13 protein-coding genes are annotated in these 13,968 nt (G+C 32.5%); 3 read left to right on the forward strand and 10 right to left on the reverse strand.

Annotated elements, in window-relative coordinates:
* Window positions 1-9: 9 nt before the first annotated feature.
* From RWZ86_RS00670 to RWZ86_RS00705, 8 genes are all read right to left on the reverse strand, one after another.
* Complete coding sequence (locus RWZ86_RS00670; protein WP_314679138.1) at window positions 10-372, reverse strand: hypothetical protein; 363 nt, start codon at window positions 370-372, stop codon at window positions 10-12.
* Between the two features lie 15 nt (window positions 373-387).
* Window positions 388-1,608, reverse strand: coding sequence for a DEAD/DEAH box helicase (locus RWZ86_RS00675; protein ID WP_314679139.1), 1,221 nt, complete (start codon window positions 1,606-1,608; stop codon window positions 388-390).
* Window positions 1,609-1,617: 9 nt separating this feature from the next.
* Window positions 1,618-2,598: a Gfo/Idh/MocA family oxidoreductase gene (locus RWZ86_RS00680; RefSeq protein ID WP_314679141.1), complete on the reverse strand. Its 981-nt coding sequence runs from the start codon at window positions 2,596-2,598 to the stop codon at window positions 1,618-1,620.
* Window positions 2,599-2,703: 105 nt separating this feature from the next.
* Entirely contained in the window at window positions 2,704-3,354 is a 651-nt protein-coding gene (locus tag RWZ86_RS00685) for an amino acid ABC transporter permease (RefSeq protein ID WP_314679143.1), read from the reverse strand.
* A 13-nt stretch (window positions 3,355-3,367) separates the two neighbouring features.
* Window positions 3,368-4,243 carry a transporter substrate-binding domain-containing protein gene (locus tag RWZ86_RS00690; RefSeq protein ID WP_314679144.1) on the reverse strand — a complete coding sequence of 292 codons (876 nt, stop codon included), beginning with the start codon at window positions 4,241-4,243 and terminating at the stop codon, window positions 3,368-3,370.
* 498 nt (window positions 4,244-4,741) lie between these two features.
* Window positions 4,742-6,514, reverse strand: coding sequence for an excinuclease ABC subunit UvrC (gene uvrC / locus RWZ86_RS00695; protein WP_314679147.1), 1,773 nt, complete (start codon window positions 6,512-6,514; stop codon window positions 4,742-4,744).
* A 20-nt stretch (window positions 6,515-6,534) separates the two neighbouring features.
* Window positions 6,535-7,713, reverse strand: coding sequence for an iron-containing alcohol dehydrogenase (locus RWZ86_RS00700; RefSeq protein WP_314679149.1), 1,179 nt, complete (start codon window positions 7,711-7,713; stop codon window positions 6,535-6,537).
* Between the two features lie 140 nt (window positions 7,714-7,853).
* Window positions 7,854-8,189: a hypothetical protein gene (locus RWZ86_RS00705; RefSeq protein ID WP_314679151.1), complete on the reverse strand. Its 336-nt coding sequence runs from the start codon at window positions 8,187-8,189 to the stop codon at window positions 7,854-7,856.
* A gap of 175 nt (window positions 8,190-8,364) precedes the next feature.
* Between RWZ86_RS00705 and RWZ86_RS00710 the strand changes: the two genes are divergently transcribed.
* The 3 genes from RWZ86_RS00710 (at window position 8,365) to galT (ending at window position 11,690) form a co-directional block, all read left to right on the forward strand.
* The gene (locus RWZ86_RS00710; protein ID WP_314679153.1) at window positions 8,365-9,396 is read left to right on the forward strand and encodes a glycosyltransferase family 4 protein; all 1,032 of its coding nucleotides are present in this window, start codon (window positions 8,365-8,367) and stop codon (window positions 9,394-9,396) included.
* Between the two features lie 10 nt (window positions 9,397-9,406).
* Entirely contained in the window at window positions 9,407-10,033 is a 627-nt protein-coding gene (locus RWZ86_RS00715; protein WP_314257569.1) for a TVP38/TMEM64 family protein, read from the forward strand.
* Between the two features lie 181 nt (window positions 10,034-10,214).
* Window positions 10,215-11,690: a UDP-glucose--hexose-1-phosphate uridylyltransferase gene (gene galT, locus RWZ86_RS00720; protein ID WP_314679155.1), complete on the forward strand. Its 1,476-nt coding sequence runs from the start codon at window positions 10,215-10,217 to the stop codon at window positions 11,688-11,690.
* A 243-nt stretch (window positions 11,691-11,933) separates the two neighbouring features.
* Here the strand turns inward: galT and RWZ86_RS00725 are convergent, their stop codons facing one another.
* Both RWZ86_RS00725 and RWZ86_RS00730 read right to left on the reverse strand, forming a co-directional pair.
* Window positions 11,934-13,400 carry a serine hydrolase gene (locus RWZ86_RS00725; RefSeq protein ID WP_314679157.1) on the reverse strand — a complete coding sequence of 489 codons (1,467 nt, stop codon included), beginning with the start codon at window positions 13,398-13,400 and terminating at the stop codon, window positions 11,934-11,936.
* 139 nt (window positions 13,401-13,539) lie between these two features.
* A partial coding sequence (locus RWZ86_RS00730; protein ID WP_314679158.1) for an IMP dehydrogenase occupies window positions 13,540-13,968 on the reverse strand: 429 nt, incomplete at its 5' end.

The raw sequence follows: 13,968 nt of genomic DNA on the forward strand, positions 1-13,968 counted from the left end.
CCGTCTCCTTTATTGTTCCATCATTACTCGGAACAGTTTTAATTGTTCTTTTTGATTTGAAAAATATTTAGAACGATGAGGGATTTCAAATTGAAACTTTTCTCCCTCTACTTCAAAACTTAATTCATCATTTGATAAAAATTTCTTTTGATATTGTACTTTCTCTACTCGTTCAACAGGAAAAAGTAGCGGTCTTGTATCAGAAAAAGTCGCATCATCTTTTAATTCAAAAAATACACATCCCATTGAAGACCAATAACAAATAGCATTTTCTTCATGGATTAATCTTTTAACTTGAATCAACACTGATTTCTCTTCATAGGGTAAATGATATTCTTCTAAATGATTTTTCAAAAACTCCAATGTAAGCATCTAAGAAACTCCTTTTTACTTTTTCTTCCCTAACGATTTTTTAGATTTAAAGGATTTTTTATCTTTTGATGGATAAGCTTTTTTAGCGGATCCTTTTTTATCTTTTGGTTTATAAGGTTTCTTTTCCACTATTTTTTTCTTTTGAGCAACTTGTAGTTGACTCGAATGAACTTGGAATGCTTCTAGTTTTGCATCAGCTGGAATGAGTTTTTTCAAGTCTCTCACTTCTTTTTCTGTTACAAAACTAATGATTAAACCATCTTTCCCCATTCTTCCAGTTCTTCCTGAACGGTGGGTATATACTTCTTTATTTTCAGGTAAATCATAATGAATCACGACTGGTAAATCTTCAATATCTAATCCACGTGCTGCCACATCCGTTGTTAATAAAATAGGAACTTCTCCTTTTTTAAAGGCATGAATGGCAGCTTTACGATTGATTTGATTTTCATTACTCGTTAATAAAGCGCAAGGAATATTGTGGTATTGTAATTTCTCAGCTAAAATTCCTGCATTTGCCAATGAATTTACAAATACTAAGGCTTGATATTCCTTCATATTGGCAAACTTTCTTAACAATTCATCTTTTTTTCGAACAGGGGATTCAATATACACATGTTTTACATTCCCATTTCCTGCCATCTTTTGTTCATTTTCTACCCATTTTGGTGTCATATTAATCCATTGATGAATAGATTCTAATATTTCATTTTTAGTGGCTGAAAAACAAATCATTTGTCGTTGTGATGGACATTTTTTAATAAATGAACGAGTTTGTTCTAAATGTTCTTGCGCTAATAAATAATCCGCTTCGTCTAACACTAATGTTTGAACTTTGTGTAGCTTTAATTTTCTTTGATTTGCTAACTCCGTTAATCGACCCGGAGTACCAACCACTAATTCTGGTTTTTTCTTTAAATTTTCAATTTGACGTTTTACATTAGCTCCTCCAGCTAAAACTAACATCGTTAATTCTGGCAATTTCCATTCACGAATCACTTCACCAATTTGTTGTGCTAACTCTTGACTAGGCACTAAAATGACTGCTTGTAATTCATGATTGACTTCAATTTTTTCTAATAATGGTAATAAGTAGGCGAGTGTTTTTCCTGTACCTGTTGGAGAAACTGCTACTACATCTTCCCCATTTTGAATCAATTCCTTTGTTGCTTCTTGAATCGGTGTTAATGCTTTAAAACCTTTTTCATTCCATTTATTTTGAATATATTCTTTCATAATTTCTCCTTAATTAAATATAATTCCTGCTGAATTTCTTAATGCTTCAATCACTTCTAAAACATTTCGACTGATTAATTTACTTTGTTCATATTGTACTAGTGATTCTGGTGTACGTTCTAATATATTTGCAAAGGCAATAGCTTCCCATTCTAATGGATTTTTACGCAGTTTATATTCCTTTGTTTCTTGAACTTCACTCATATAAAGAGTTCTTACTTCTTTAATTTCTTGGCAATCATTGATTTGTAATGTTTCTTTTCCAAAGTAGATTTCTTGAGGAAGACATACGTTCAACACTTTTCCAACAAAAATAGTTACATCAAATGTTGGATACGCCAATGATACGATTCCTTGTCCATCCGCTTGATTCTCTAATTTACGAGCTTGATAATGCACATTTTCCGGCATTCCAAACCAGCTTATCGCATTATAAATAGGATAAACTCCTAAATCCATTAAGGCTCCACCACCAGAAGCTAATGAAAATGAATTTGCAATCTCACCTCTTAAAAATGCATCATATTTTGAAGAGTATTTTGCATACGATAAAACAGCTCCTTTTACTTTATTCATTCTAGGAGCAATGAATTTCCCAATTTCTTGAAAGGCTGGCTCAAAATAATGACGAATAGCCTCCATTACGAATAAGTTTTTTTCAACCGCTAATTGATGAACTTCATCCCATTCTTCAACAGATAAAAAGGATGGTTTTTCAACGATAATATTTTTTTGATGTTCTAATAATTGTTTTGAATAACTACCATGTGTATGGTTTGGTGATCCGATATAAACAACATCCCAATTTTCTAATAAAAATTCATTCCATTGATTTGTCCAAGAATGAATCTGGTGTTTTGTAGCAAATTCTTCTGCTTTTTCTATTGTTCTACTGTATACAGATACTACTTCAAAACTATTTGTTTGTTGTACCGCTTCTACAAAAGAAGAAGATATCCACCCTGTGCCTATAATCGCTAATTTTTTCATGATCACCACTCCTTTTCTTCCTGGATAGTCTATCATATTTTCCTTAAAATCTCTAGCAATCCTCGTTGCAAGCAAAAAGAGGCTGGAAATCCAACCTCTTCATCTTTAATATAATGATAATCTTTTTTCTAAAATTTTCTGACCTTGTTCAAACACTAAACAGATGCACCAGTAAATTAAAGCTACTAAAATATACATCGTCATATAGTCGAATTCTCGTCCTCCAACAATTTTAGCATTTTGAAAAATATCCGGTACCGTAATCATCGCTGCTAACGACGTTCCTTTAATCATATCTAATAAGACATTACTTAATGGTGGTACTGAAATTCTAAATGCTTGAGGAACAATCACTCTTCTTAATGTTTGAAAATAATTCAATCCTAAGGAAGTTGAAGCTTCCCACTGACCATAGTCCACTGCATCAATCGAAGAACGTAACACTTCACAGATGTATGCACTACTTGCAATACTAAAACATAAAATTGCACAGACTAGAGCTGGAAGTTGAATTTTTAAATAAGGTAATCCGAAATATAATAAGAATAAAAATACTAATGTAGGAGTTCCTCTCATAAAAGAAACATGAAAATTAGCAATCATTCTTAGAACTCTGATATTCGAGCGTTTCATTAAAACAAACATGAACCCTAAGATCGTTCCAAAAATAAAACTTACTCCAGCAATTCCTAATGTATATTGTAAACCACTTAATATAAAGGAAAGACTATGAATCGCTAACTTAAGATTAAACAATCGTCATCGCCTCTTATTCTACATCAGAAAAATCAATTTTTTCTAATTTCAAGTCTTTTGGTTGAGTTACATCTTCACCAGCAAAGAATGTTTTAGAAATTTCAGTTAATGTTCCATCTTCTTTCATTGATTTTAATGCTTCATTGAATTTTTGTTGGATAACATCATTTCCTAATTTAATAGAGAAGCTTGCGCTATATGGGTTTGCGTAAATACCTTCGTTAATTTTAATTGGGAAAGTATCTTTACCGAATGCTACAGCAATTTTTTGTAAATAGTAGTCATTGATAATAACATCTGTACGACCATTTACTAAATCAGACATATAAACATCATTTGTAACATTGTCATAGATAACTAATTCTGCACCTAATTTTTTAGCAATTTTCATGTAGTTTGTACTTGCAGCACCTGCAGCTTTTTTACCTTTTACATCAGCCCAAGAATAAATTCCTGAATTGTCGCTTTCTCGAACAACCATTGATGTAAATGAATATTTATGTGGTTCAGTACGTAAATATTTATCAATATTTTTTGCCCCATCTTCAATTGAATAGTTAGCAATATCTACTTGACCACTATCTAATGCTGTTAACATACCGTCAACACCCATTTCAGTGAATTCAACTTCTAATTTTAAGCGTTTAGCTACTTCTTTTACGATTTCAACATCATAACCAGTTAAAGAGTTGTCTTTATCAGTATGGAATGATTGTGGATATAAAGTACCCGCTGTTGCAACTTTAATCTTTCCTGCTTTCTCAATTGCATCCCAATTTTTTTGTGCTTGTGATACAGTATCTTTGCTTGTTGTAGTACTTGTTGAATTAGAACAAGCTCCTAAAAATAATGTTGCAGCAACTGCACCTAGTTTAAACCATTTGTTCATGATTTTACCTACCTTTTTCATATATTTTTGACTAACATAAAATAGCACACACTGAGAAGGAAATCAATCATTTTTTACTATTTTTACAAAAAAATATAACAGATTGAAAAATCTGTTATATAAAAACTTGAACAATTCTAAACCTTTTTATAACAATTAAAGGTACAGAAGTGAGCCTGAATTAACACAATTCTCTCAAAACACAGCCTCACATCCCCAAGAGAAATCACCATCCATGTACCCCAATAGGCAAACAGCGCAAAGCGCGCCTTTGCCACACGTAAGAACATTAAGGATTTTCACGTACAGAACATCCTAAACGTATCTAAAGTTAATGAATGGAACACATGGGATTTATCGCAGTTGTGAAATAAAAGCTTCCTGACATCAGGAAGCTTTTAAGGCAACATTTGAGACCCTAGGCTCAAATGTTAGCCATGAGACTCCGAAGGAGGCTGCTGGCGGGCCTCACAACTTTCCAGAGAAATCCCAATGAATTTATTTCACTGATTCTTTGATTCTCTTTGCTACTTTCTCAGAAATTCCTAGTTTTTGAATCTCCTCGACTGTTGCCTCCTGGATTCCCTTCATCGTTTTAAAATGCTGTAATAATTTCGTACGAGTTTTTGGTCCAACTCCTTCAATGTCATCAAGAATCGAAGAAAAAGCATTTTTACTTCGTACTTGACGATGGAATGTAATCGCATATCGATGGACTTCCTCTTGAATTCGTTGTAATAAATGGAATGCTTGGCTCGTTGGATCTAATTCAATTTGTTCATAATTTTCTCCATACAGTAAATGAGCAGTCTTATGTTTCTCATCCTTTACCATTCCAGCAATCGGAATATATAATCCAAGTTCATCTTCTAAAACTTCCATGGCAGCTCTCATCTGAACTTTTCCGCCATCCATCAAAATTAAATCAGGTAAAGGTTTCTGTTCTTTTAATAATCTAGAATATCGTCTTCTAACAACTTCTTGCGTCGTTAAAAATTCATGACTCCCTTGTACGGTTTTAATATTAAATTTTCGATAACTCTTCTTCTCTGGTTTTCCATCTCGATAAACGACCATTGCTGATACAGGATTTGTCCCTTGAATATTCGAGTGGTCGAATGATTCAATCACGCTTAAACGACTTAAATCAAGTGCTTGTCGTAATTGTTCAACCGCACCTAATGTTTTTTGCTGACTATTTTCATCAATCTTGAATTTTTCAAGTAAAGCTACTTCACTATTTTGTGTTGCTAAATCCAGCATTCGTTTCTTTGGACCTCTTTGAGGAGTTAAAACTTTGACTTCTAATACTTCAGCTAGTAACTCCTTATCAATTTCTGATGGTACTAATATTTCTTTTGGCAAAATATGATTTTGTTCTTGATAAAATTGTACGATAAAAGATGTTAATTCCTCTTCTGCTGAATTATAAATAGGGAATAAAGCTGCTTCTCTCTTAATAATGGTTGATTGTCTCAGCAAGAATACTTGAATAGAAATCCATCCTCTATCCATATAAAATGAGAATACATCACGATTTGTAAAGTCTTGAGACATAATATGCTGTTTTTCTACGGTTGTTTCAATATATTGAATTTGATTTCTATAATCAATCGCTCGTTCAAATTCTAATTGTTCTGAAGCTTCATCCATTTTCTTTTGCAAATCTTGCTTAATTTCTTTTACATCACCTTCAAGAAAACGTTGAATTTTTTTCTTTTGTTGTTGATAAATTTCTGGTGAAACTTCATGGTCGCAACAGCCAATACATTGCCCTAAATGATAATAAAAACAAGCACGCGTTTCATTTTTTCCACATTTTCTCAATGGATAAATCTTTTGAATCAATTGTTGAGTTTCTGTTGCAGCATAAACATTCGGATAAGGTCCAAAATACATGCCTCCATCTTTTTCAACATTACTTGTAATCACTAGTTGAGGATCTCGTTCATTCGTAATTTTTAAATAAGGATACATCGTTCCTTGTTTTAATTTAATATTGTAATAAGGTTGGTATTTCTTAATTAAATTAATTTCCAACAATAACGATTCTTTATTCGTTTTTGTGACAATAAATTCAAAATGATGAATCTCACTTACTAATTTTTCAGTTTTAGTATTATGTGCTCCACGGAAATAGGAGCGAACTCGATTTTTTAAGTTTTTTGCTTTACCAATATAAATAATTTCATCCTCTTGATTTTTCATCAAGTAACATCCTGGTAAATCAGGCAATTGTTTTAACTTTTCTTCAATTAATTCACTTGCCATCTTTTCGCTCCTTTCCCGTACTATAATGCAGTTTGATAAATAATTCTTGCATCTTCTAATTCTAAATTATGATGCTCAGATAAATGGATTTTCTCGTGACGTCCTAAGCCTTCCACTAATGCTTCAATCACTGATTCATCTAATGAAACATCTTTAAAACGAATCGGTGCTCCTAATGATGCGAAGAATTCTTCTGTCTTTTCAATGGCTCCATTGACGATTTCTTCAGGTGTTCCTGATAACTCCCAACCTCGTTTACCATATTGAATCAATTTGTCCCATTTTTGTTCTTTACGGACTTTCATCATCGCAGGTAATACAATTGATAATGTACGTCCATGGTCGATTCCATGATTTAATGTAATTTCATGTCCTAAGGCATGAGTTGCCCAGTCTGTTGGGACTCCTGCAGAAATTGTCCCATTTAATGCATTTGTAGCACACCACATAAAGTTCGCTCTAGCTGCAAAATCATGATTCTCTTCATCAATAACTGTTGGTGCAATTTCAATTAATGTTTGTAAAATCCCTTCTGCATATCTGTCTTGTAATTTTGCATCTACAGGGTATGTTAAATAATTTTCCATTGTATGAATAAATGTATCTAAAACCCCATTGACTAATTGACGTTTTGGTAATGTATAGGTTAATTCAGGTTCTAATACTGAAAATTGAGGGAATGTTACATCCGGTCTAAAACTTACTTTTGCTTTTAATTCTACAAAAGTAATTACCGCTCCACTATTCATTTCTGAAGCAGTAGCAGGTAATGTTAAAATTGTTCCAAACGGAACAGCTTTCGTAACAGGAAGACCTTTTCCAAATCCACCTCGAAACATATCTAATGGATTACCCTCGAAAACACTTGCTGCAGCGACAAATTTTGTTCCATCAATGACAGAACCTCCACCAATCGCTAGCAAATAAGTAAAACCTTCTTCTTTCACTCGTGCAACAGCTTTGATTAATGTTTCGTAAGTTGGGTTTGCTTCGATTCCACCAAACTCATCCCATTCACGATTTCCTAAGGCTTGTACAGCACGATCAAAGGCTCCATTACGTTTAACGGAACCTCCTCCATATAAAATTAATACTTTTGCATCTTTTGGAATTTCTCCATCAATGTCCTTAATACGATCTGTTCCAAATAAAATTTTTGTTGGGTTTCTAAATGTAAAATTACGAATTCCTAATTCCATAGTATCTCCTACCTTTCTATTTGATGATATCAAGCTCTAGTTGTAGAGGCAAATCACACGACTTAAAAAGAAAAAAACTCCTGCAGGAATTTCCAACAGGAGTTGTTACAGATTACACTTCATCCATTATTTAAAATATCTTATTTGAAATAAATTTCTAAATATTTATCCAATCTCTCGGCTGAAATTTCTTTTTCTAATTTTGATATTTCAGTTGGACTTAAACTAATCTCGCCATGACATACACCAGCTTCATCATATGCAACAATTACTTCACCAATGTCTTCCCGTTGTTCTCTTTGAACTTTTACAAAGTTCTGAAGTAAAGTTTGTTCTACTTCGGTCGCACAATGCTCACGTAACAGGCAAAAATGTTCTGCAATTGCTGTTGGGATATAGTAACAATCCACTAATGTCATTGCTTCTTTTGAATTTTTAGATGCTTTACCTTTAGGTTTATTTTTTTGACGCTTCATGAATAACCTCTCTTGATTTCTCTTCATCTAGTATACAAAAAAATCATCCATAAGGCAAAAAGTTATCGTTAAAATTTTTAAATATCAAAACTTTTTTAAGATTTTACTAGCTATTTTCCAAATGAGTCATTTCATGGTAGAATAGTAAACGAAATTGTTTCTTAAAGGAGTCAATATGTTAACGATCAATATGCTTACACGAGCAGATAGTGTAAAAGGACAAGGTGTTCTATCTGCTACAGAAGAACAAATTAATCTCGTAACAGAAGGTTTAAAAGACTATCAAGTCGTAGTGAATCAATTAAAAACATATGATATTACTCATATTCATACGATTAATCCAGATTTTTTAATTAAATCTGTTATCACAAGACAAAACCGTCCAATGATTGCTTCTGTTCACTTTTTACCGGAAACTTTAGAAAAAAGTATTTCCTTACCTCGTCCGATTAAAGAATTATTTTATAAATATGTTCTTCAATTTTATAAACAAGCAGATTATTTAGTAACCGTTAATCCACGTTTTATTGAAGATTTAGAACATTATGGAATTCCAAAAGAAAGAATCACTTACATTCCAAACTTTGTATCACGTGATACTTTTTATAAAATTACTGATCGTTCAAAAGCAACTCTACGAGAATCTTTTGGATTAAATCCAGATAAATTTACCGTTGTCTCTGCAGGACAATTACAAATGAGAAAAGGTGTTTTAGAATTCATTGATTTAGCGAAAAAAATGCCAGATATTCAATTTGTATGGGCAGGTGATTTTGCATTTAAAGGGATTTCAGAAGGTCGTAAAGAAATTATGGAACATATGGATGAATTACCAAGTAATGTTCATTTCTTAGGGCTTGTAGAAAGAGAACGAATGAATGAGTTCTTTAATATGGGTGATGTGATGTTACAACTTTCATTCGAAGAGTTATTTCCTATGACGATTTTGGAATCCATGAATGCAAATATCCCATTATTATTAAGAGATTTAAGAGAATATCGCCCAATTTTATTTGATTACTACTTAAAAGGAAATTCTCAAGTACAATTCCAAGAGATTTTACGTCAATTACAGCAAGATGAGGCTTTCTATCAAGAAGCTTGCGAAAAATCTAAAAAAGGAGAACAGTTCTACTCTAAAGAAAACGTACTCCAACAATGGCAAGCCTTTTATGATAAAGTAGCTGTTGAAAATCATTTGAAATAAAGGAGAATTTATGACTGAAACACAAATTAAACAAGGTAAGCCTTTATCTCCCTTTGCACAAAGAATGATGCATGCCTCTTCAGTTGCTGGAGCAATTGCTACAGTCATCTTTTGTATTTGGGCGTATCAAAAAGGATTATTTACTTCCCAAGAAGCACTTAGTGAATATATGCAACGTGCGGGTATATGGGGACCACCTGTTTTTATCTTATTACAAATTTTACAAACCGTTATTCCAATTATACCGGGTGCCTTAACAAGTATTGCAGGAGTCTATATTTACGGAATGTTTATCGGAAATGTATACAACTATATTGGAATTATTATTGGTTCCATCATCGCTTTCCATTTAGCTAGAATTTATGGACAACTATTTGTAAAATCAATGGTCAATGATAGTACGTATCATCGTTATATCGGATGGTTAAATCGTGGAAATAAATTCGATTACTTCTTTACTTTCATGATGGCATTTCCCGTTTCACCAGATGATTTCCTATGTATGCTAGCAGGCTTAACAAAAATGAGTTATAAAAAATTCATCCTGATTATTTTAATTTGTAAACCTATTACTTTAGCTGCATATACTTACGGATTAACAGCGATTATTGATTATATTTGGGCATTTTTCAAATAATTGAAGAAATATTGATATTTATCAAACTATTTTTAGTTTTTTTGCTAAAAATGGTTTGTTTTTTTATGCTTTCATTTTATAATAGGCTTATGTAAAAGCCGTTACATTTTGATAGGAATCAAATTGATAACGATTGCATATTTTATATTTAATAAACGAATGGGTTAGGAGAAAAAAGAATATGTACCACAGCATTACAAATTTTATTGAAAAAGCTAAACTGGAAAAATTATTAGATCCAATAGACGAAATTTATACAACGAATCAATTACTGCATCTATTACAATTAGATGATTATAAACCAACTGATATTTCACCAAATCAATTGTCCTCTTTAGAAGATTCAGTAGATGAAATCATTGAATTAGCGATTGAATTAGGAGTCATTGAAGATATTTTACCTGAAAAAGAAGCATTTGAAGCAGCCGTAATGAATTTGTTAACGCCACTCCCTTCTGTTTTAAATGCAAACTTTTGGAACAATTACAAAGAAAATCCAGAAAAAGCAACTGATTATTTTTATAAATTAAGCCAAAAAAATCACTACATTCAAACAAGAGCCATTGCTAAAAATATTCAATTTCCATATTCAGGAAAATATGGCACTTTAGAAATTACGATTAATTTATCAAAACCCGAAAAAGATCCAAAAGCGATTGCTCAAGCTAAATTGGTAAAACAATCTAGTTATCCTGCTTCTCAATTAACAATGACAAACGAAGGATACTACGGACGTTTTAACCACCCTGCTCGAAGTAATCATAGAATTATTCGTTTAGAAATTAATCATGAAGATTGGGGATTCCAATATTCTCCATATTCTTATTTTAACGAACATTCTATTTTCTTAACTCAAGTACCTCGTCCAATGCAAATTACAGAGCGTTCATTTGAGAATTTAATGGATATTTTACGTCAGTTCCCTCACTATTTTGTTGGCTCAAATGCTGATTTACCAATTGTTGGTGGCTCTATTTTAGTTCATGATCATTATCAATCTGGTCGTCATGTATTTCCTATGGATGTTGCTCCAATTTTAGAAAATTACACGTTTAAAGGATTTGATGGAACAGTTTCTCGTTTACATTGGCCTTTATCTGTTATTCGTTTAGCAAGTAAAGATACAAACCAAATTGTTCAATTAGCGACTCATATTTTAGAAAAATGGAGAAATTATTCTGATGAAAGTGCGGATATTTTAGCATTTACTGATGAAACACCTCATAATACGATTACTCCAATTGCACGTGTTCGTAATGGTATTTTTGAATTAGACTTAGTGCTTAGAAATAATCGTACGACTGAAGAATATCCAGATGGTATTTTCCATCCTCATGTGGATGTACATCCAATTAAGAAAGAAAATATTGGTTTAATTGAAGTGATGGGGTTAGCGATTCTTCCTCCTCGTTTAAAAACAGAACTAAAAGAAGTTGAAAACTACTTACTTGGACAAGCTCATCAAATGCCTGAAATGCATAAAGCATGGGCTAACGAAATTAAAGACAATGAACAAATTACAACAGACAATGTTGAAGGGTTGATTCGACAAAAAGTTGGTGAAATTTTTGAACGTGGTTTGGAAGATGCTGGCGTCTTTAAACAAACTGTAGAAGGACAAGAAGCGTTTGGAAGGTTTATCGATTCCTTAAAATAATTACATTTTTTAATGCCTTTTCTGGTATAGTAGCAAACGGACGGCAGTAGCCTCGCTACAGCGAGTCTCTTGCCTAAAAGTCGAGCCTTGGTCTCGACTTTTCCTGTACTAGAAACCTCTCGGTTTCTAGTACTCATGCTACTATGAAAAGGCTTATTTTGTTTCCATGATATAAATACGTCTTTCATGACTAAAAGTTATTTTGTATACAAAAAACGATTTCCAAATGGAAATCGTTAATCATTACTTTCTAATAATAAACACGATTGAAACAATAATCGCACTAATTACACATGCTAATCCAATAATAATTGCACCTAATAAAATTGGTTTATCAGAAAGACTTAATAAAAATTCTTCAAAATTAAAAGTTAATTCTGATTTAGCTTCTGCAGTTGTATTTTGTTTATTATCTTTATTCTCTTTATTTTCTTTTACTTCTTCTGGAATAATAGTTACTGGATAAGCTAATGGTTCAATTTTTGATGTAATACGAGGAAGGTCTGTTTCAATAACAATTTTATCCTCTTTTAAACTAAATTTAGGTGTTTCGCCGATTCGAACTAAAGTTTTAATATCTTTATCTAGTTGAACTTTTACACCATCAATGGTATGTTCTCCTGCTTTTAACACTGTTTGCGTTTCATATTCAGAAAAAGCTTTTTTCAGTAATCCATTCCCAATTTGACTCTTGAAGAAAGAACTATTGTCTTTATCTTCCCAAGCCCCGACTCCTAAAATAACTTGAATAAAACGAGTATCTTCTTGTTTAGCAGTCAATAAATGGTTAAATGCTGCACTAGGACTTGAACCTGTCTTAAATCCATCTACTCCTGGAAATCCTTGGTACATTCCTGGGATGGAACTATTATAAGTGTAAAACGATTCTTCATAAGGAGTTCCCACCATAACCGTAATTAATGGATTTTTAGTAAAGTTAGTGATTTCTGGAAAATCTTTCAAGAAATGATACGCTAAAATCGCTAAATCTCTAGCAGTTGTCTGATTATATCGATTATTATTATAACCTTCTGGTGTATAATATCCTCTAAATGCTGAAGCTACTGCTCCACTAGCATTATTGAATTTCGTATTTTCCATGCCCCATTCTTTAAATTTAGCATTCATTTTATCTAAAAACTCAGTATCTGATAACCCTGTAGCTCTTGCTACCATCAATGTGGCAACATTCGAAGACGGATAAAACATCATATATAATAATTCTTCAATTGGATAATCTACTCCAGCGACAATAATATTATTACTAATTTCTCCAATCGTTGAAATTGCACGATCTTCTTCTGTTGCAGTGACAATTGTATCTAAAGACAACTTACCTTCTTTCATCGCTTCAAACGCCATATAAGCTGTCATCATTTTAGAAATACTAGCCGGATCCCATGGCTGATCAATATTACTGCCAAATACAATTTCTCCGGTATCTGCATCGACCATAATAGTACTTTCTGGTCTATACTGTTCTTCGACACCATATCCATATTCTGCAACTGCTTCCATTACATCTTGTCTAAATGGAATAGCCACAGTTGTTTGTTCAGTTTTTTCTTCTTGTTGAGTTGATTCTGTTTCTACTGTTGTTCCTTGCACAGCCTCTTTTGTACTTGAATCATTTTCTTCCGCTAAAATAGCACTTGTACATAATAGTGAAGCCATAAGGAAAATTAATCCTAAAATACTTTTTATTTTCACGAATTATCCTCCTCTATCAACTTTTATATTCTACCTTTTTTTTGAGAATTTAGCAAAAAATCTTACTAAAAAATAAAGAAAAAAACGATTCAACTTCACTCATTGAATCGTTTTTAGAATTCAGATTATTAAAATTGTTTTAAATAGAGTCTCCATTAAAAATTGAATTTTTAACAATAACATAATCCACTTTACGAATTGATTCTAAGTCTGAACCACCTGCATATGAAATTGATGATTGTAAGTCTTGTTGCATTTCTACTAATGTATCTTTTAATGATCCTTTATAAGGAACAATAATTTTTTTACCTTCGACATTTTTACGTTCACCTTTTTGGAATTCAGATGCACTACCGAAATATTCTTTGAATCGTTCTCCATTAATTTCAACTGTTTTACCTGGTGATTCTTCATGACCAGCAAATAATGAACCAATCATTACCATTGTAGCCCCAAAACGAATTGATTTTGCAATATCTCCGTGAGTACGAATACCACCATCTGCAATAATTGGTTTACGGGCAGCTTTTGAACACCAGCGAAGCGCCGCTAATTGCCAACCACCAGT

This window comes from uncultured Granulicatella sp. (genome assembly GCF_963545075.1).
In the GTDB taxonomy this organism is placed as follows: Bacteria; Bacillota; Bacilli; order Lactobacillales; family Aerococcaceae; genus Granulicatella.